We start from the raw sequence: 17,818 nt of genomic DNA, 5'->3' as shown, positions 1-17,818 counted from the left end.
TGATGCTTGGGCTGTTGAGCGGCGGCGCGGCCGTGGCGCAGCAGGGGGACACGCTGCATATCGGTTCCAAGCGTTTCACCGAATCGTACATCCTCGGCGAGGTGCTGACGCAGACGGCAGCGCCGCACGCCAAGGTCACGCACTTGCAAGGGCTGGGCAACACGGCCATCGTGCTGGCGGCCTTGCAGGCGGGGCGCATCGACGTCTACCCGGAATATCTCGGCACCATCGATCTGGAAATCCTCAAGCACACCAAGGCCGCGCCGCTGGAGCAGATACGGCGCGAACTGGCGCCGATGGGGCTGGGCGTGGCGGTGCCGCTGGGGTTCAACAACACCTATGCGCTGGCCACGCGCGGCGACGCCGAGGGGGTGCGAAAACTGAGCGACCTGACCGCGCGCGACAAGCTGCGTTTCGGGCTGTCGCACGAATTCATCGGCCGCGCCGACGGCTGGCCGGGACTGGCCGCCCGCTACGGTTTGAAGCAGCGCCCCGAGGGCCTCGATCACGGCCTCGCCTACGAGGCGTTGATGCAGCGCCAGGTCGACGTCATCGATATCTATTCGACCGACGCCAAGATACGCCAGTACGGGCTGCGGGTGCTGGACGACGACGGCGGCTACTTCCCGCGCTACGACGCGGTGCTGCTATACCGGCTCGATGCGGCGCGGCGCTTTCCCGCCGCGTGGAAGGCGATCGGCCAGTTGGAGGGTCGCATCGGCGCGGACGACATGATCGCCATGAACGCCGCCGCCGAAATCGACGGCAAGAGCTTCACCAACGTCGCGCGCGACTGGCTGGCCGCGCGCGCCGCCAAGGCCGGCGCAACGGCCGCAGCGACGGCCGGCGCCCACCCGCCACCGGCCGCGCGCGACGGCCTGCTGGCCAAGATCTTCGACAAAAATCTGTGGACGCTGACGCGCCAGCATCTGACCTTGGTGCTGTTCGCGGTGGCGATGGCGTGCGTGATCGGCATTCCGCTAGGCGTGATGGCGGCGGTGTTCCCGCGCCTGCGGCAACTGGTGTTGGGGTTGACGGGCGTGCTGCAAACCGTGCCGTCGCTGGCCCTGCTGGCGCTGCTGATTCCCTTGCTGGGGCGCATAGGCACGGTGCCGGCGCTGGTCGCGCTGGTGGTCTACGCGCTGCTGCCGATCGTGCGCAATACCTGCACCGGCCTGCTGCAGGTATCGGCGGGGCTGCGCATGGCGGCGCTGGCGCTGGGCCTGCGGCCGTCGCAGCGGATGATGCTGGTGGAGCTGCCGCTGGCGCTGCCGGTGATCCTGGCCGGCGTCAAGACGGCGGCGGTGCTGAGCGTGGGCACGGCGACCATCGCCGCCTTCATCGGCGCCGGCGGCTACGGCGAGCGCATCACGATCGGCCTGGCGCTCAACGACAACGACATGCTGCTGGCCGGCGCGATTCCGGCGGCCGTGCTGGCGTTGTTGACGCAGGCCGTGTTCGAATTGCTGGAGCGGCTGGCCGTCGGTTCCCGGTCAGGCGGCAAGGTCGGTGGATAATCTTTCGCTGAATCAAGTTGCTCGTTTTTGTAAAGCAAATGTAAGCGGATTTGAAGGCGGGTAAGGGTTTGTAAGGGGGGAGGCGGGGCGCCGGCGGCGCGGCTATAGTGAAGCCGTTGATTCAATCTCCCTCCCACTGACACCGGGTTCTTCCCACGGGCGCACACGCCGCGTGGGATTTTTTTTGCCGGTGTCCGCCGCTATGCTTGCGCCGACAGCTCGGTCAGCGCCTCGCCGGTGACGCGGCAGATGCGCCACTCCGGCATGACGGTGGCGCCCATGCCTTCGTAGAGTTTGATGGCGTTGGTGTTCCAGTCCAGCACCGACCATTCGAAGCGGCCGCAGTCGCGCTCGACGGCCAGGCGCGCCAGCGCGACCAGCATCTGCTTGCCGTAGCCCCTGCCACGGCAGGCTTGCTTGACATACAAGTCTTCCAGGTACAGCCCCTTCTTGCACAGGAAGGTGGAGAAGTTGTGGAAGAACAGCGCGAAGGCGACGACCTCGCCGTTGGCTTCGCCGACCAGCGCCTCGCAGCCCGGCTTGTCGCCGAACAAGCTTTCGTGCAACATGGACTCGTTGGCCACGACCATGTGTTCGAGTTTTTCAAACACCGCCAGCTCGAAGATCATGCCGAAAATGGCGGAGACGTCGGCCGGCTCGGCCGGGCGGATGGTCAGGTCGGAGTTGTTCATCAGGCTGCTTCTACACTTTCTTTTCTAACGGGGGAATCGGATTTGAGCGCCGATGCGACGCTCGCCAAACACAATACCATGCCGATCCATTCCAGCGGTCCGGGACGGAAGTGTTCGAGCTGGATCGACAACAATACCGAAATCACCGGCGTGACCACGCCTATGTAGACGGCCTTGTCCGAACCGATGCGGTGGATCAGCGTGAAATAGGCGGCGAACGCGATGACCGAGCCGAACAGCGACAGGTAAAGCAGGCCGCCCCAGTATTTCGGTTCGCTCGACAAGGTGAACGCCTGGCCGCTGGCGAGCACCCAGGCGGCGACGATCAGGGTGCCCCACATCATCGACCAGGCCATCGTCAGCAGCACGTTGGACGACTCCACGCGCACCTTGACGACGACCAGGTTGCCGACGGTGCTGGCGATGGTGGCCGTCAGCGCCAGTCCCAGGCCAAGCAGGAAATGGCCTTCGCCGCCGGCCATGATGTCTTTCCAGGCGCCCTGGATCGAGTGGAAGAACAGCAAGGTGACGCCGGCGATGGCGATGATGCCGGCGTTCCAGGTGCGCCAGCTGACCGGCGTGCCGAAGGCGATGCGGTTGAGGATGGGACTCCAGAACACCATCAGCGCGAACAGTACGGCGACCAGGCCGGACACCAGGTATTGCTCGGACGAGTAGGTGCAGATGTAACTGAGCGCGAAGGTGGCGCCGCCCTGCAGCATCAGCCAGCGCTGGGCGCGCCAGGGCAGCATCAGCTTGTCGCCGCGCACGGCGCACCAGGCGAACAGCGCGGCGGCGGCCAGGCCGAAGCGGTAAGCCACCGAGACGGCCGGCGCGACGTCGCCCAGTTGCAAGGTGATGGCGAAGAAAGTGGAGCCCCAGATCAGGCAGGCGATAACGAAGAGCAATGGGGAGGACATCGGCCAAGTATAGCTGGCTTGATGGCAGCTTGCCTAGCGGCCATCTTTTTGGCGCCGGTTCCTCTAAACCACGTAGGGCGGATTAGCGCAGTGTAACCCGCCAAGCGCCGCCTGCGGCTCCTGATGAACTGCTAATAAGCGAGCTTATATCGCCGGTACAAAAAACCCAGCACGAACAGCGGCCCGATCAGCAAAAAGCGCAAGTCGTCGAAGAACGACGGTTTCTTGCCTTCGATTTTATGGCCGATGAACTGGCCGATCCACGCCAGCACGAATATCGCCAGCGACAGCGGCAGCACCGCTGGCTGCGGCAGCGCGGCCAGCACGGCGAGCATGACGGCGGACATCGCCAGCATGCCCAGCGCGAACGGTTTGGACAGCGTGAAGTAGTAGACCAGCGAGGCCACCGTCACCGCCACGGCGGCCAGCGGATGGATGGCCCACACCAGTCCCAGCAAGGTGAACACGATGACCGGCACGCAGATGAAATGGATCACTTCGTTGGTGGGGTTCAGATGACTCTCGCTGTACTTGGCGAGCAACAGATCGATGGTGCGCGGTTGCGGCATGGTGGTCTCCTCCGATTTGTTTTTATGGCGGTCTGGCCGCCGGTAAATTCTACACCCGTTTTTCACGGATGCGGCAGAGGCCGATTACGCCTGCGACGCGCCGTGGCCGGCTCCGGTAAAATGCCGGCATGCCCGACGACACCGATTTGATCTCCCCGGCGCTGGCCGGCCTCGCGCCCGTGATCGACGCGCGCACGCGCATCCTGGTGCTGGGCAGCTTTCCCGGCGCCGCCTCGTTGGCCGCGCAGCAGTATTACGCGCATCCGCGCAATTTGCTGTGGCCGATCCTGTCGGCGTTGACGGGGGAGCCGCTGGCCGAGTTGCCCTATGCCGAGCGGTTGCCGCGTCTGCTGGCCCATGGTTTCGGGTTGTGGGATGTGCTGGGGGCGTGCGAGCGCCAGGGCAGTCTCGACTCGGCGATCCGCAAACCGGCGGCCAACGACTTCGCTCGCTTGCGCGAGCTGTGTCCGCTGCTGGAGACTGTCGGCTTCAACGGGCAGACTTCCGGCAAGTTCGCACCGCAGTTTGCCGCAGAGGGCTACAGGGCGCTGGTGCTGCCATCGACATCTCCGGCACATGCCTCGCTTACTTTGGCTCAAAAGCTGGAGCGTTGGAAAGTGCTGCTGTAGTCAATCATCTCCCCATTGTCGGAAGCTTCTGCAGCGCTTCATGAGTCCTTGCCTGAGGCTTGTGCCGATGTCCATTTTGCCTCAGCAGTCTCAACAAGTTGTCGAATTGCCTTGAGGTCGGCTACTGCGAACCCATATGTGAAACTCGGTTCAACATGATTTTTCTTAGACTTGCTCAAATCGCGATGAACATGGTCTGGACCATATTCGACTTCGTGGTGATCCGCCGAGTCTATCCGCGAAATCGGCTTCCTCGTCGGGTCTTGAATATTGTATGCGTAATCATTTATCGCATCTTGGCGAATGATCACGCGAAACCCTGACTTGCGCACGGCAGTTATGGTTTGACCGTCAATTTTCTCAATCACGCAATTCAATTCGTCGCGCACCGCATCGCAGGTCATGTCGATGGTTTTCTGCCCGTGCCGCACGATCTTTGCACCCACGAGGAAGGGGACAGGCACGCCCATCTTTTCTGAAATGTAATTTAACAGTGTTGAGTGATCCATAGCTTCGGCCTCATGCTGGCCGCAAAGCTGCAAACCAATCATTATGCCCGTCGCGCCGATAACTGTAGTCGTAGACATCAGATCAGTCTTGTCTCCACACATCATACAACCGCCATTGGAAGACAACCAAATACCTTGCTCGACAGCTGTGTTCTTGACCCGCCCGTCCAGCAAGCCCTTGAATGCCTTGCTGTTCGCCTCCCACCGTGTATGCCATTGCTGGTAACGTTCGGCATAGCGCTGGTCCTCGATCAGTGGCGAGAACCGTTGGTCGTTCATAGGTGTAAGCGCCACACCGTGCTGCTGCATGTATGTGCCAATCGCGCCGACAGCGGTCAGGTCAGCCGCCTTCATATAGTAAATTCGTGGTGCAGGGAAGTTATCGGCTGCTGCATAGAAAGCATTGAAGTGGAATACGCCGGCACCGATGTAGATGTGGGTATTATCGGCTGTCTTCATCATTCGCAGAAGATCACTTTGACTCTTCATCTCAATTGCGACCACGGGCATGTTCGGCTTTAGCACGTTTACCGCCATGCTCTTTACGCATGTGTCCGTATTTCGTCCGTCAAGGCCATGACTGAAACAAATCTGGATCAATTGGTTGATGCTCAAGTTATTCCTTCATTTTCAACTGGTGGAGTACCGAACCGATATGTGTCTACATTATACAAACCAAGTAGATATCCGAAGCCTCTAGGTACGTCGAGATTCCATCGGCGGAAAACTCGAAGGACAAGCGAGACCTTGGGCAAGGCGTGGAAAACCGGGGTGCGCGGCGGGGGGGATTTCATTTGGAGTCGCGGCACACCGTTGCGCGTGGCATGGCTGGTCGCCTGTGGTTGAAGTGCTTGCCGGGGAGAATAGAGATAACTTCACCGATGCTTTTGCGATGGAACGATGCTAGCTCCTTGGCGGCAGCGAGGGACATCGTCGTCAGTTGCTAAAATATGGTGCGCATGTTCCCTCTGGTGATTGAGCGATCAACATCGCTCGTCTTGCGCCACTTGAATACGCCGGTCCTGCATCACAAATCAATGCGCGACAATACGAAACTCTGTGGCTTTGGCTACTGGGCGAACTTGATTCCGCTCCCGTCTCAATTCCACGATGCCGTAGTTGGACATGGTTTTCAACGTGCGCGACAAGTTGCTTGGTTTGCGGCCGGTCACTTCCGCCAATGCCGAGATGGATTCGGGTTGGGTTTCCATAATCACGTGAAGCAATGCCCGGTTTTCGTCGCTCAGGACCTCGGCAAGCGATTTCATGGAGGTGAACCAAACCTTTGGCTCGTTTGGCTTCGGTTTGTAACTGCCGCGGGCGATCGCGAGCACGCGCTCGCGCATTTTTTCTTGCGACAAGATGCCAATAAAAATCGGTTTCATCACTTCCTTACCTCCTGCAGTATGCGGTCCACGTCCGCAAAGAAATCGTTGATGAGTTGCTGCGCATCCCTGAACTCATATGGCACTCCTAGATCTGATGGATGCCTGTGTTTGTGGTCGAAAGCCAAGATGCGTCCTGCATATTTGAATTTCTTCGGCGGCTTTACCATGTGGGCATTGTCGTAACCCAGAATGCGTTTTCCATATGGTTCGTGCAGCGTCAGCGAGTAGCGGACGCCATGCGGGACCTCGATTGAGACGTCAGTCCGCCTGGCCTATATTTTGATCCAATAGCCGTTACCTTGGTCGAGTATTGACCCGTCCAAGTCGAGCAAGGTGTCAATGGCAGGATCCGTCCTCATGAGGTAAGTTTATCATCTGCTGATACGCAGCTCCCAACTTGGTGCCAATAATTCATGCATTGTCGCTGGGTGAGACGTAAGTAGCAACACCATGGGGGCTGGCTTGGATGTGAGTGGCATCAACGGACCGAGGTTTCTTCGCGCACCACCACCCGCACCACCGTCTCCAGATAGTCCTCGAAGCCCATGCGCAGATACACTTCGTGCGCCGGGTTGGTGCGCATGACGTGCAGGAAGGGCGTGTCGCCGCGCAGCATGTGGCGCCGGATCAGCTTGCCGATCAATTGCTTGGCCAGTCCGCGGCCCTGGTGGTCGGGATGCGTGCACACGCCGCTGATCTCGCACAATTCCGGCGCGCGCAGGCGCTCGCCGGCCATCGCCACCAGCCGCTCGCCGTCGAAGTAGCCGAAGTAGTCGCCCAGCTCGATGGTGCGGATGCCGAACGGGCCCGGCTTGCACAACGTCGCCAGTTCCAGCGCCTGCTGCGCGTGGTGCGTTTGCAGCGGCAACGCCTCGGGCGCGGGATCTTCGGCCGGCATGGCGCCGGCCCAAACCATGCGGAACATCGTCGTTTCCGCGTCGATGCGCCAGCCCGGCGGGGCGGCGCCGGTCCAGTTTTCGCAATAGAAGTGTTCGCCCGGCGCGCAGTGCGGCGCGAGCGCGCCGAAGTCCGGCGCGGCGCTGTCGGCGAAGGCGAGGATGGGCGAGAAGCCGGCGGTGTAGCGGCGCGCGCCGCCGTCGCCGCTGGCGTGGCGGGCGTGCGCGCCGGTCAAGGTGTGCCAGAAGATGTGGTCGAGGAGTTGGTTGTTTTGCATGTCCTCCAGATTACCATTACTTGATCACCTTCGCTTCATGGGCGCGGATGCGGTCGAGCTTGGCGGCGTACAGGTCGTTCTGCCCGCGCGTCGTGCTGTTCTCCAGCGCCTTGCGCATGTGCTTGTCTGCGGCGCGCAGGTTGCCCAGCTGGTAGTGGGTCACCGCCAGCCAGTAGTGGAACTCGTGGTAGTCGGGCGAGCGCTCGAGCTCGCGTTCGAACAGGTTGCGGGCGCGCTGGTAGTCGCCGAGTTCGACCGCTTCCAGGCCCAGCCGGAAGAAGTGGAACGGCGGGAACGGTTCGAGCCGCGCCAGCCGCTCGCGCACCGCCGCCGCTTCGGCCGGACGCTGCAGCGACTCCAAGGTCTGCGCCAGGTTCGACAGGTAGATGGTGTTGTCGGGCGCTTGCCGCAAAGCGTAGCGCAAGGTCTGCTCGGCCTGCATCGGGTTGCCGTGGTTCTGGTAGATGACGGCCAGGGTGTTGTAGCCGTTCATGAAGCCCGGGTCCGCCTGGACGGCTTGCCGCGCGGCCCAGTAGGCGTCGTCGATGCTGCCGGCCGACAGCAGTTCGGCGGCGCGGTTGTTCAGGTACATGGCGACGATGGTGTGCTCCTCGAGCAGCCGCGCGCTTTCGCGCGCCTTGGGCGGGATCGGGATGAAGTCCACCGTCAGCGCGTTCGCGGTGTTGACCTGGTAGCCGTCGAGGTAGGCGGTGCGCTTCTTGCCGAGCATCAGGTTGACGTGGTTGGCGGCGAAGTACAGGTTGCCCGAGCGGCTCCAGCTTTCGTCCATCTGGATTTGCTGGAATTGCACGGTGAAATTGAGCTCGCGCGCCAGGGCGGCCGTCATGATGACCAGCGACAGGCAGTTGCCGGCGCGCGCGTCGAAGGTCTCGGCGGCGTTGCGCGTCATGGCGGAGTCGTATTCAAGCTTGAGCTGGTCGCGCGTGTAGAGAGCGTCGAACAGCGCCCGGCGCGGGTCCTGGCCGGCGCCGCGCTGCACTAGGTTGTGCTTGAGGTAGTCGCGCATGCGCTCGCTGACGGCGAAGATGGCGGTGGTGTCGATCGGCGCGGCGGGCGCCTGGAACAGCTGGTCGTGGAAGAGTTCGGATAGCGGCGCGCGCTGCGCCGCGGTGTGGCTGGCGCAGCCGCTGACACAGAACGCGACGGCGCACCAGAGCATGGCCCATGGCTTCATGACATGTCTCCCTTTGCTGCGGAGCACAAGGCCGGCGCCGCACCAGGCAGCGGACTCTGTGTTCCGCTTCAGGAAAGTATCTGCCGCTAATCCGGTGCTGTCAACGAGTATCCATGTTGCGTCGCGGGCGGTTTAAGCTACCCCAACGGGCGCACATCGACCGCCTGCCCCTGGCTGTCGAAACGCAGCGCGACCGACACCGCCTCGATGCCGATGCTGGCGAGCGCGTCGCGCAGGTCGTCGACTTCCACTTCGAGGTCGGCGGTGATGTCGAGCGGCTTGTCGCACGTGGCCAGCACCTCGGCGCCGGCCGACAGTTGCACGCGCAGCAGCATTTCATCGTCGACATCGGTGGGCGCGATGATGGCGCCGACCTGGTCCGGCGCGTGCGCGCCCAGCGCCTGGTTGAGCTCGGACAGGATGCGCAGCATGTCGTACTCGGACTGGCCTTGCGCGCGGGCGCCGAAGAACAAGTCCTGATAGAGGAAATTGAGCGTCAGCGCCGGATCGGCGCCACGGCCGCGTCCCAGGCAGCGCGCCACCAGCGCGCCGTATTGTTCCGTCCATTTCTGGTAGCGCTCGGCGCGCTTGGCGAAGTAGGCGTCGGCCGCCTTCTCGCCGGCCGGCACCTGGTAGAAGGCGTCGTCGGCGCGCTTGAGCGAGAAGCCGAGCAGGAAGCGCAGCTCGACGGCGCTGTCGTCCGGGCCGAAGCCGGCCGACGTCCAGCCGGCCGCCATGCTGCGCTCGAGCGCCGGCGCGGCGGTGATTTTCTTCTCCGTCAGCGACTGCGCGGCCTCGCGCACCATGCTGTGCAGCTGGCCGTAGCTGACCCGTTCGAACTCGGTCAAATCGTAGGCGTGGCTGACCAGCACCACCTTGGCCTTCGGGCTTTCCAGGCCGGCGTCGTTGAAGCTGGCGAGCAGCGCCTCGTAGGCGTCGCCGTCCTGGAAGTCGGCGGCCGGGTCGAGCCCGCCCTGGCTGTGCACGAACACCGGAATGGCGAAGGCGTCGATCTCCATCTCGGGCGCGCCCTCGCGCCGCAACAGCAGGCTGGCGGCGCCTTCCTCGACGGCGGTGCGCAGGTAGCGGTAGCCGTCGACCGATTCGTCGCGCGCCAGCTCGATGGCGCCGTACAGCACCTCGTCCTTGCCCTGGTTGAGCAGCTTGCGCAGCAGGCGCTGGAAGTCGAGCGCCTTTTGCGCCAGTTCGGCGCGGGTGCTCTCGGCCACGATATCGTTGTTGAATTCACCGTCCGACAGGTCCAGCGCGAGCGCGCACAGTTCGGTGGTTTGCTGCTCGTCCTTGAGCTCCGGCGAGTTGGCGGATTTGCGCGGTACGGGGCGCTTGTTCTTAGGCATGTAGGTGGGGTCGTCTTATCGTTCGTGGTGGAAGGCTTCGTGCAGTTCGTCGAGCAGGTCGGCGGTTTCGTCCTCGGTCAGGCCGAGGTGCTGGCAGGCCAGCGCGCCGCCTTTTTCCCATTCGCAGGACATGCGGCGGCCGTGGAAGCGTTCGATGCCTTTTTCGGCCAGCAGCGACAGCGCCACCAGCGAGCGCACGGCGTCGTCGGTGGCCGGGTCGTCGAGCACGCGGTAGTCGTGGTGCAGCAAAATCGCCCACGAGACGTCCGGCGACAGCCCCCAGTTGCGCGCCAGCAGGCAGCCGATGGCGGCGTGGTTGGTGCTGTAGCGCTGGTCCTCGACGGCGGTGAACGGCAGCTCGGCCTCGTGGCAGGCGTCGGCGTAGGTCTCGGCGTAGTCGGTGAAGCGGTTCATCAGCAGCGGCACGCCGATGTCGCAGAACAGGCCGAAGGTGTGGGCGATGTCGGGCGGGGCGATGCGCAGCTTGCGCGAGATGAACACCAGCGCCTGGGCGCGCCGCGCCGACACTTCCCAGAACGCGTTCAGGTCCGATTCCTTGCCGTCGATGGCCTGGCGCGCGAGCAGCCCGGTCAGCAGCGCGGCGCACTGGTCGACGCCGAGGAAGTTGATGCCCTGTTCGACCGACTTGGCCTTGCGGGCGGCGCCGAAGAACGGCGAGTTGGCCAGTTTGAGCAGCGCGCCGGACATGCCGACGTCGTTGCCGATGATGCGGGCGATGCGGCGCGGCGACGGGTCGGACTGGGCCAGCTCGCGCTGCAGGTCGACAAGCAGGCTGGGCCTTGGAGGAATCCGGATGGAGCGCATCAGCGCTTCTTCCACCGCGTTTTCGACTGGCATGGCTGGGGCTGCAACTGGCGTCATGTTGTTCTTCAGGGGTAAGGCTGCGCGCGGCCCCGATGGACGGCCGACGCGGGCAAATGTTAGGCGTGCGAATGAGCATGCATGCCCAACATTATCGCCGCAACTGTGCGCCGGTTGCGCGAATTTCTCCCAATTTTGTTGCTCCAGGGCTAGACCGATTTGAAATTTGTCGTAAATTTTCGCCCATGACACAAATTCGATGGTGCTTTGACAACGATTCGATAGGCCGCCCGTGGTCGCGCGGTCCAGATTGGCATTTACAATATCGCCCATGACCAATGTTATCGCAGGGATTAATTTTGCCGCGCCGGCGCACGAGGTGGCGCGCCGGCTCATCGGCGTGACGGTGCTGGTCGACGGTGTCGGCGGGCGCATCGTCGAGACCGAGGCCTACGACCGCGAGGAGCCCGCTTCGCACTGCCATATCGGCGAGACGCCGCGCAATTTCTCGATGTTCGGCCCGCCCGGGCGCAGCTATGTCTACCGCTCGCACGGGCTGCACTGGTGCCTCAACTTCGTCTGCCGCGAGCAGGGCCATGGCGCCGGGGTGCTGATCCGCGCGCTCGAGCCGGTGGCCGGGTTGGACTTGATGCGCGCGCGCCGCGGCATGGACGACGAGCGCCTGCTGTGCGCCGGGCCGGGGCGGCTGTGCCAGGCGCTGGGCGTGACGCGCGCGCATAACAACCTGCCGCTCGACGCGCCGCCGTTCCTGCTGCTGCCGCCCGACCGCGCGTTGCCGGCGGCCGAGCCGATCGTGGTGCTAGCCGGCCCGCGCATCGGCATTTCGAAGGCCATGGAGCTGCCGTGGCGCTTCGGCGTGGCCGGTTCGCGGTTTTTGAGCAAGCCCATGCGCGCCTGACGCCGGCGCGGGGGCGGGCGTGGCCGCCGGCGGTTCGACCTTGAACACCGACACCGCCTGCGACAGGTGCACCGCCTGGTCCTGCAAGCTTTCCGCGGCCGCCGCCGCCTGTTCCACCAGCGCCGCGTTCTGCTGCGTGACGTCGTCCATCTGGCCGACCGCCTGGTTGACTTCGGCGATGCCCAGCGCCTGCTCGGCGCTGGCGTCGCTGATGCGGGCGATGATGTCGTTGACCTCGCGCACCGAATCGACGATGTCGCCCATGCGCTCGCCGGCCTGGTGCACCGAGGCGCTGCCGCTGTCGATGGTGGCCACCGAGGCCGCGATCAGGGTTTTGATTTCCCTGGCCGCCGCCGCCGAGCGCTGCGCCAGGGTGCGCACCTCCGACGCCACCACCGCGAAGCCGCGCCCCTGTTCGCCGGCGCGCGCGGCCTCGACGGCCGCGTTGAGCGCGAGGATATTGGTCTGGAACGAGATGCTGTCGATGACGCCGATGATGTCGACGATCTGGCGCGAGCTGGCGCGGATCGACGTCATCGTCTGCACCGCCTGCTGCACGGCGGCGCCGCCGCGCTGGGCCATGTCGGTGGCGCTGGCGGCCAGCCTGCAGGCCTGCTGGGCGTTGGCGGCGTTCTGCTGCACCGCCCGGGTCAGGCTGTCCATCGCGCTGGCCGTTTGTTCGAGCGAGCTGGCCTGCATTTCGGTGCGGGTCGACAGGTCGAGGTTGCCGCTGGCGATCTCGTGGGCGGCGGTGTCGATCGAGCGCACCGCCGTCAGGATCGTGCCCAGGGTTTGCGTCAGGTTGCTCATGGTTTGGTCGAGCATGCGCGCGGTGTCGGCGATTTCATCGCGCCCGTCGTTGCGCCGGCCCGTGCCGAGCCGGCCCGCCGCCAGCGCCACGACGACGTCGGCGATGCCGCGGATGTCGCGCAGCATGGCGCCGCGCACGGCCATCGTCACGCCCAGCGACAGCGCGATCGACAACAGCACGATGACGGCCATGGTGGTGGTGAGCGTGGCGAAGTCGCCGGTGGCGCGGGCGTGCGCCTGTTCGCTCAACTGCTTTTGCAGCGCCGACAGTTTCGCCAGCTGGTCGTTCAGTTGCAGGAACTGCGTCTCGGCCTTGGCCATCGAATTGGTTGCGATGCTCTGGTCCATCTGCGCCATCTCCATCGTCTCGAGCACGGCCTTGCGGTAGGCCGTCAGCGACTGCAGCGATTGCTCGATGATTTTGCGCTCGGCCGCGTCGACGCCGGATTCGGCGGCCAGCCGGCGCAGGCCGGCCTCGACGCCGGCGTGGCGCGCCTTGATCTGCCGGCCCAGCGCGTCGAGCCGGGACTGCGCGAAGCTGCCGTTGACCCAGGCCAGCAACTGGTAGATGTGGGCATGGGCGTAGCGCGCCTCGCCGGAGACGTCGGCCGCCGCCTTGAGGCGCTCGGCGCGCACCTGCACCAGGTTCTGCATCGAGGCGTTCTGGCGCACCATGCCGTAGTAGCCGGCGGCGGCGGTGAGGATCAACAGCACCAGCACCAGGCCGGGCGCGAGCAGCAGTTTGGGACCGATACGTAATTTCTTCAACATGGCGCCCTCCGGCGGTTGCGTCGCGATTACTTCTTGTAGATGCCCGCCTCCAGCACGACGTCGCCGACGCGCAGGATGTAGGTGGTCTTCGGCTCGATCTTGCCGGTGGTTGGATTCTTGTACTGGTAGTCGACCCAGCCGCTGCCTTTTTTGGCGGCCAGCTCGATGATCTCGCGGCGGTATTTCTTGCCGCTGGCGTCGGGCACGTCGGTCAAGTCCTTGCCGACGATCGACGGGTTGATCGGATGCGCCAGCACGATGCCGGTGTTGATGTCGCGCATGTCGACGTACAGCGAACCCTGCACGTAGTCGGGGTCCTTGGCGCTGATCTTTTTGATCATCGCTTCCTTGCCGTTGGCCTTCATGAAGGCGGCGCCTTTTTCGGCCATGGCGATGGCGTCTTTCTCGGTCGGCTCGGCGGCGTCGGCGGCCGGCAGGGTGAACAGGGCGGTCGCGGCGACGGCGGCCGTGGCGAAGTGCGCGAAGTGAAATTTCATGGCGGTTCCTTGTCAGGTGGGGGGATTGCTCGGGTCAACTTTACGCGTCCGCCGGTCGCCGGGATTGCGCTGCCGCAAGGTGTGGCCGTATGGCAATTGCAGACGTGGTTTTCTTGCCGCTTGCTCCGGGTCCCTAAGTATTTCCAATTGTCACTTGATTTTGGGCAATTTGAATGGGCTTGGGGCAGCCTAGCATGCAGTTTCCGCCACCCAACAAAAGCGATAGGAAACCGCCATGACCACCATCCTGAATCCGTCCGGGACCCCCAGCGCCGAGCAGGCGCCCAAATTCAAACCGTTCATCCGCCAGACCATCGCCAATTCGCGCCAGTGGGAATGGATACCGCCCGATTTGCAGGAGGCGGTGCAGGTGGTGTCGCATGTGCTGCCGTTCCGCACCAACGAATATGTGCTCGACCACCTGATCGACTGGAACAACATCCCCGACGACCCGATCTACCGCCTGGTGTTCCCGCACAAGGACATGCTGCAGGCGGACGACTACGCCCAGTTGCGCGAACTGGTGCTGGGCCGCGCCAACCAGCCGGCGATGGCCGAACTGGTGCGCAAGATCCGCATGCGCATGAACCCGCACCCGGCCGGGCAGATGACGCACAACGTGCCGCGCGTGAACGACGCGCCGGTCAAGGGCCTGCAGCACAAGTACAAGGAAACGGTGCTGTTCTTCCCCAGCGCCGGCCAGACCTGCCACGCCTATTGCACCTTCTGCTTCCGCTGGCCGCAGTTCGTCGGCATGGACGACATGAAGTTCGACGCCCGCGAGTCGCACGAGCTGGCGGCCTACCTGAAGCTGCATCCGGAGGTGACCGATGTGCTCATCACCGGCGGCGATCCGTTGATCATGAACACCCGCTCGCTCGAGGCCTATATCGAGCCGCTGCTGGTGCCGGAGCTGGCGCACATCCAGAACATCCGCATCGGCACCAAGTCGGTGGCCTACTGGCCGCAGCGCTTCGTCACCGACCGCGACGCCGACGACTTGCTGCGCCTGTTCGAGCGCGTGGTCGCCAGCGGCAAGAACATGGCCATCATGGGCCACTACAACCACGCCGTCGAGCTGCGTCCGGAGATCGCCCAGCGCGCCGTCAAGCGCATCGTCGGCACCGGCGCCACCTTGCGCATGCAGGGCCCGCTGATCCGCCACATCAACGAAGACCCGAAAAGCTGGGCCGAGTTGTGGCAGACCGGGGTGCGCCTGGGCGCCATTCCCTACTATATGTTCGTCGAGCGCGACACCGGCCCGCGCGAGTATTTCGAGCTGCCGCTGGCGCGCGCGCACGAGATCTTCCAGCAGGCCTACCAGATGGTGTCGGGCCTGGCGCGCACCGTGCGCGGCCCGTCGATGAGCGCCTTCCCCGGCAAGGTGGTGATCGACGGCGTGGTCACCATCGGCGGCGAGAAGGTGTTCGCGCTGCAGTTCCTGCAGGCGCGCAATCCGGACTGGGTGCGCCGTCCGTTCTACGCCAAGTACGATCCGAAAGCGACCTGGATGGACCATCTGAAACCGGCCTTCGGCAAGGAGAAGTTCTTCTTCGAGGAGGAGGGCGGCAGCCGCAGCGAGTACGGCATCGAGGCGCCGGGCCAGCGCAAGGTGATCCCGCTGATCTCGGCGCGGCAGGAGGCCGCCGCCGCCGCGGTGTCCGCCGGTTGCAGCGCCCCCAACGCCGCCTAGGTGACGCCATGCTGACCGGCGAAAGGACGCGCGAGGGCATGGTGGGCATGCCGCCACCGGCGGCCCGCAATGCGGCCACGGGGGCCGGCCCGCGCGCGGGGGCCGCGACCCCGGCGCCGGCGGGCGCGGTGGGCGGGGCGCCGAAGCTGTCGGGAAGCGCCGTGTTCCTGCTGGTGTTTCTGCCGTTCGCGCTGGGCCACTATTTGTCGAGCCTGATGCGCACCGTGAACGCGACGCTGGCGCCGCAGCTGGTGACGTCGCTGGCGCTGACGCCGGGCCAACTGGGGCTGCTCACCAGCGCCTTCTTCTTTTCGTTCGCGCTGGTCCAGCTGCCGGTCGGCATCGCGCTCGATCGCTGGGGGCCGGCCAAGGTGCAGCTGCCGATGTTGATCGTGGCGGCGCTGGGCGCGCTGGCCTTCTCGGGCGGCCACACCTTCGTCGAACTGCTGGTGGCGCGCGCCGTCATCGGCCTGGGCGTCGGCGGCTGCTTCATGTCGGCGGTGAAGGCGATTTCGACCTGGATCGCGCCGTCGCGCATGCCGTCGGTGCAGGGATACCTGATCGCCGTCGGCGGCCTGGGGGCGGCGTCGGCCACGTTGCCGGTGCGCCTGGCCTTGCACTACACGGACTGGCGCGGCCTGTTCGTCGTGCTGGCCGTGGCGGCGGTGACCACCGGCCTGCTGATCCGGGCGCTGGCGCCGTCGCAGCCGGTGTCGCCGGCGGCCGGAGCGGGCAAGGCGTCGGTGCTGGCGGCGATGGCGCAGGTGTACCGCCATCCGGCCTTCCGCGAGGTGGCCATGCTGGTGCTGATCCCGCACATGGTGTTCTTCGGCATGCAGGGCCTGTGGATCAGCCGCTGGCTGACCGACGTGGCGCGTTTTTCGGAAGACGCGGTCGCCTATCTGCTGTACCTGGGCATGGCCGCGATCATCTTCGGCGCCATCGCGGTGGGCATGATCACCGAGTGGGCCGGCCGCCGCGGCGTGCCGCCGATCCGTGTGGCGGCGGCCGGCGTGGCGCTGTTCATCCTGGTGCAACTGGGCTTCGTGTTCAACTGGTCGCCCAGCTACCAGACCTTGTCGGTGCTGTTTACGCTGGTGGGCACGGTCACCGGCATCGAGTACGCGATCGTCGCGCAGAACCTGCCCGGCCACTTGACGGGACGGGCCGCGACCTGTCTGAACCTGCTGATTTTCCTGGGCGCGTTCGCGGTGCAGGCGGGCTTCGGCATGGTGGTCGGCTGCTGGCGTCCCAACCTGCTGCAGCAGTACCCGGCCCTGGCCTACCAGGTCGGCTTCGCGCTGCTGGTGTTGCTGCAATTGCCCGGGTTGGGCTGGTTCGTCTGGCGCCACTGGAGACGGCCGGCCGGTTCCGGTAGAATGGAAGTCCATTCCGGCAACCCGGCGACCAGCCCTCCATGACGCGATGACCACACTTCAACAGGCCCAGAACGGAAACGGCGCGGACGACGCGTTCACCTCGCTGCCGCGCAGTTGGCAGGATTGGATCACGGAGAACCTGGCGCGCGCGTGCAGCCCGCTGGACATGGCCAACAGCATGGCCCGCTCGGGCCAGTACGGCATGGCCGCGGCCAGCGCCGCCATCGACGTAGCCTTGCGCATGCGGGCCGCGGCCGATGCCGGCGCCGGGTTCGTTGCGCCGGCGGCGCAGAGCGTGTTCGTGGCGCCGCAGCAGATGCCGTTCATCGACATCGAACGCAATCGGGTCGCCGCCCCGGACCGCGAGGTGGAGCTGCTGTTCGTGCTCAAACAGCCACAGGTGATCCTGCTCGGCAATGTGCTCAGCATGGAGGAATGCGACGCCATCGTCGCCCACTGCGGCTCCCGTTACACGCGCTCGACCGTCACCGGCGAGGCCGACGGCGCCAGCGTGGTGCACGAGGGCCGCACCAGCGAGATGGCCTTCATCCAGCGCGGCGAAGCCGAGGTGGCCGAGCGCATCGAACGGCGCCTGGCGGCGCTGGCGCACTGGCCGGCCGAATGCGGCGAGCCGTTCCAGCTGCAGAAGTACAACAGCACGCAGGAGTACCGGCCGCACTTCGACTGGCTCGACCCGGACAGCAGCGGCCATCAAAGCCACCTGCAGCGCGGCGGCCAGCGCCTGGCCACGTTCATCCTCTACCTGAGCGATGTCGAGCAGGGCGGCGGCACCGTGTTCCCCGGCATCGGCCTGGAGGTGTACCCGAAAAAGGGCAACGCGCTGTGGTTCCTCAACACCGACGCCAACCACCAGCCGGACCGCCAGACGCTGCACGGCGGCGCGCCGGTGGTCAGCGGCACCAAGATCATCGCCAACAAATGGTTGAGACAGGGACGCTACGGTTAGAATGTCGCA

At 64.9% G+C, this 17,818-nt stretch carries 18 protein-coding genes; 6 read left to right on the top strand and 12 right to left on the bottom strand.

Going from position 1 to position 17,818, the window contains the following annotated elements; genetic code table 11:
* Positions 1 to 2: 2 nt before the first annotated feature.
* Complete coding sequence (locus BMX85_RS11645; protein WP_229210398.1) at positions 3 to 1,517, top strand: glycine betaine ABC transporter substrate-binding protein; 1,515 nt, start codon at positions 3 to 5, stop codon at positions 1,515 to 1,517.
* Positions 1,518 to 1,717: 200 nt separating this feature from the next.
* Here BMX85_RS11645 and BMX85_RS11640 read toward each other — a convergent pair whose 3' ends face one another.
* From BMX85_RS11640 to BMX85_RS11630, 3 genes are all read right to left on the bottom strand, one after another.
* Positions 1,718 to 2,209: a GNAT family N-acetyltransferase gene (locus BMX85_RS11640; RefSeq protein WP_090317400.1), complete on the bottom strand. Its 492-nt coding sequence runs from the start codon at positions 2,207 to 2,209 to the stop codon at positions 1,718 to 1,720.
* A complete protein-coding gene (locus BMX85_RS11635) occupies positions 2,209 to 3,129 on the bottom strand; it encodes a DMT family transporter (protein ID WP_090317397.1) in 921 nt (306 codons plus the stop codon). Before BMX85_RS11635 ends, BMX85_RS11640 begins: the two co-directional genes overlap by 1 nt.
* Before the next feature lie 131 nt (positions 3,130 to 3,260).
* On the bottom strand, positions 3,261 to 3,698 hold the full coding sequence (locus BMX85_RS11630; RefSeq protein ID WP_090317393.1) for an Mpo1 family 2-hydroxy fatty acid dioxygenase: 438 nt from the start codon (positions 3,696 to 3,698) through the stop codon (positions 3,261 to 3,263).
* A 128-nt stretch (positions 3,699 to 3,826) separates the two neighbouring features.
* Here BMX85_RS11630 and BMX85_RS11625 point away from each other — a divergent pair, with 128 nt between their 5' ends.
* Positions 3,827 to 4,327: a DNA-deoxyinosine glycosylase gene (locus BMX85_RS11625; RefSeq protein WP_090317390.1), complete on the top strand. Its 501-nt coding sequence runs from the start codon at positions 3,827 to 3,829 to the stop codon at positions 4,325 to 4,327.
* A 38-nt stretch (positions 4,328 to 4,365) separates the two neighbouring features.
* Here BMX85_RS11625 and BMX85_RS11620 read toward each other — a convergent pair whose 3' ends face one another.
* The 7 genes from BMX85_RS11620 to BMX85_RS11590 form a co-directional block, all read right to left on the bottom strand.
* The gene (locus BMX85_RS11620) at positions 4,366 to 5,451 is read right to left on the bottom strand and encodes a toxin-antitoxin system TumE family protein (RefSeq protein ID WP_143067950.1); all 1,086 of its coding nucleotides are present in this window, start codon (positions 5,449 to 5,451) and stop codon (positions 4,366 to 4,368) included.
* 419 nt (positions 5,452 to 5,870) lie between these two features.
* Positions 5,871 to 6,221, bottom strand: coding sequence for an HVO_A0114 family putative DNA-binding protein (locus BMX85_RS11615; protein ID WP_090317744.1), 351 nt, complete (start codon positions 6,219 to 6,221; stop codon positions 5,871 to 5,873).
* Entirely contained in the window at positions 6,221 to 6,475 is a 255-nt protein-coding gene (locus BMX85_RS30940) for a toxin-antitoxin system TumE family protein (RefSeq protein WP_373923539.1), read from the bottom strand. Before BMX85_RS30940 ends, BMX85_RS11615 begins: the two co-directional genes overlap by 1 nt.
* Positions 6,476 to 6,702: 227 nt before the next feature.
* Positions 6,703 to 7,398: a GNAT family N-acetyltransferase gene (locus BMX85_RS11605; RefSeq protein WP_090317384.1), complete on the bottom strand. Its 696-nt coding sequence runs from the start codon at positions 7,396 to 7,398 to the stop codon at positions 6,703 to 6,705.
* A gap of 16 nt (positions 7,399 to 7,414) precedes the next feature.
* A complete protein-coding gene (locus BMX85_RS11600; protein WP_090317381.1) occupies positions 7,415 to 8,593 on the bottom strand; it encodes a tetratricopeptide repeat protein in 1,179 nt (392 codons plus the stop codon).
* A gap of 137 nt (positions 8,594 to 8,730) precedes the next feature.
* A complete protein-coding gene (locus BMX85_RS11595) occupies positions 8,731 to 9,951 on the bottom strand; it encodes a hypothetical protein (protein WP_090317378.1) in 1,221 nt (406 codons plus the stop codon).
* Positions 9,952 to 9,966: 15 nt separating this feature from the next.
* Positions 9,967 to 10,833, bottom strand: a complete 867-nt coding sequence (locus BMX85_RS11590; RefSeq protein WP_090317375.1) for an HDOD domain-containing protein — start codon at positions 10,831 to 10,833, stop codon at positions 9,967 to 9,969.
* A gap of 271 nt (positions 10,834 to 11,104) precedes the next feature.
* Here BMX85_RS11590 and BMX85_RS11585 point away from each other — a divergent pair, with 271 nt between their 5' ends.
* A complete protein-coding gene (locus BMX85_RS11585) occupies positions 11,105 to 11,692 on the top strand; it encodes a DNA-3-methyladenine glycosylase (protein WP_090317372.1) in 588 nt (195 codons plus the stop codon).
* On the opposite strand, the gene BMX85_RS11580 is transcribed toward BMX85_RS11585, so the two are convergent.
* Both BMX85_RS11580 and BMX85_RS11575 read right to left on the bottom strand, forming a co-directional pair.
* Entirely contained in the window at positions 11,594 to 13,273 is a 1,680-nt protein-coding gene (locus BMX85_RS11580) for a methyl-accepting chemotaxis protein (protein WP_090317369.1), read from the bottom strand. The genes BMX85_RS11585 and BMX85_RS11580 overlap by 99 nt on opposite strands.
* A 26-nt stretch (positions 13,274 to 13,299) precedes the next feature.
* A complete protein-coding gene (locus BMX85_RS11575) occupies positions 13,300 to 13,770 on the bottom strand; it encodes a cache domain-containing protein (RefSeq protein WP_090317366.1) in 471 nt (156 codons plus the stop codon).
* Positions 13,771 to 14,005: 235 nt separating this feature from the next.
* Between BMX85_RS11575 and BMX85_RS11570 the strand changes: the two genes are divergently transcribed.
* The 3 genes from BMX85_RS11570 to BMX85_RS11560 are packed head-to-tail and all read left to right on the top strand — an operon-like array spanning position 14,006 to position 17,809.
* Positions 14,006 to 15,463 carry a KamA family radical SAM protein gene (locus BMX85_RS11570; RefSeq protein ID WP_090317363.1) on the top strand — a complete coding sequence of 486 codons (1,458 nt, stop codon included), beginning with the start codon at positions 14,006 to 14,008 and terminating at the stop codon, positions 15,461 to 15,463.
* A gap of 8 nt (positions 15,464 to 15,471) precedes the next feature.
* Positions 15,472 to 16,884, top strand: a complete 1,413-nt coding sequence (locus BMX85_RS11565) for an MFS transporter (RefSeq protein WP_229210396.1) — start codon at positions 15,472 to 15,474, stop codon at positions 16,882 to 16,884.
* Positions 16,885 to 16,888: 4 nt separating this feature from the next.
* Complete coding sequence (locus tag BMX85_RS11560) at positions 16,889 to 17,809, top strand: 2OG-Fe(II) oxygenase (RefSeq protein ID WP_090317360.1); 921 nt, start codon at positions 16,889 to 16,891, stop codon at positions 17,807 to 17,809.
* Positions 17,810 to 17,818 lie beyond the last annotated feature (9 nt).

The sequence above is a fragment of the Duganella sp. CF517 genome (assembly GCF_900110275.1).
Classification (GTDB): domain Bacteria; phylum Pseudomonadota; class Gammaproteobacteria; order Burkholderiales; family Burkholderiaceae_D; genus Rugamonas.
This window is presented reverse-complemented; position numbering and strand designations above follow the sequence as displayed.

What these genes read in the sequence shown, in the direction of transcription:
- BMX85_RS11625 (WP_090317390.1), top strand. Translation starts at nt 3,827, where the DNA reads ATGCCCGACGACACCGATTTGATCTCCCCGGCGCTGGCCGGCCTCGCG.
- BMX85_RS11565 (WP_229210396.1), top strand. Translation starts at nt 15,472, where the DNA reads ATGCTGACCGGCGAAAGGACGCGCGAGGGCATGGTGGGCATGCCGCCA.
- BMX85_RS11645 (WP_229210398.1), top strand. Translation starts at nt 3, where the DNA reads ATGCTTGGGCTGTTGAGCGGCGGCGCGGCCGTGGCGCAGCAGGGGGAC.
- BMX85_RS11605 (WP_090317384.1), bottom strand. Translation starts at nt 7,398, where the DNA reads ATGCAAAACAACCAACTCCTCGACCACATCTTCTGGCACACCTTGACC.
- BMX85_RS11590 (WP_090317375.1), bottom strand. Translation starts at nt 10,833, where the DNA reads ATGACGCCAGTTGCAGCCCCAGCCATGCCAGTCGAAAACGCGGTGGAA.
- BMX85_RS11570 (WP_090317363.1), top strand. Translation starts at nt 14,006, where the DNA reads ATGACCACCATCCTGAATCCGTCCGGGACCCCCAGCGCCGAGCAGGCG.
- BMX85_RS11615 (WP_090317744.1), bottom strand. Translation starts at nt 6,221, where the DNA reads ATGAAACCGATTTTTATTGGCATCTTGTCGCAAGAAAAAATGCGCGAG.
- BMX85_RS11635 (WP_090317397.1), bottom strand. Translation starts at nt 3,129, where the DNA reads ATGTCCTCCCCATTGCTCTTCGTTATCGCCTGCCTGATCTGGGGCTCC.
- BMX85_RS11595 (WP_090317378.1), bottom strand. Translation starts at nt 9,951, where the DNA reads ATGCCTAAGAACAAGCGCCCCGTACCGCGCAAATCCGCCAACTCGCCG.
- BMX85_RS11630 (WP_090317393.1), bottom strand. Translation starts at nt 3,698, where the DNA reads ATGCCGCAACCGCGCACCATCGATCTGTTGCTCGCCAAGTACAGCGAG.
- BMX85_RS11575 (WP_090317366.1), bottom strand. Translation starts at nt 13,770, where the DNA reads ATGAAATTTCACTTCGCGCACTTCGCCACGGCCGCCGTCGCCGCGACC.
- BMX85_RS11640 (WP_090317400.1), bottom strand. Translation starts at nt 2,209, where the DNA reads ATGAACAACTCCGACCTGACCATCCGCCCGGCCGAGCCGGCCGACGTC.
- BMX85_RS11580 (WP_090317369.1), bottom strand. Translation starts at nt 13,273, where the DNA reads ATGTTGAAGAAATTACGTATCGGTCCCAAACTGCTGCTCGCGCCCGGC.
- BMX85_RS11560 (WP_090317360.1), top strand. Translation starts at nt 16,889, where the DNA reads ATGACCACACTTCAACAGGCCCAGAACGGAAACGGCGCGGACGACGCG.
- BMX85_RS11600 (WP_090317381.1), bottom strand. Translation starts at nt 8,593, where the DNA reads ATGAAGCCATGGGCCATGCTCTGGTGCGCCGTCGCGTTCTGTGTCAGC.
- BMX85_RS11585 (WP_090317372.1), top strand. Translation starts at nt 11,105, where the DNA reads ATGACCAATGTTATCGCAGGGATTAATTTTGCCGCGCCGGCGCACGAG.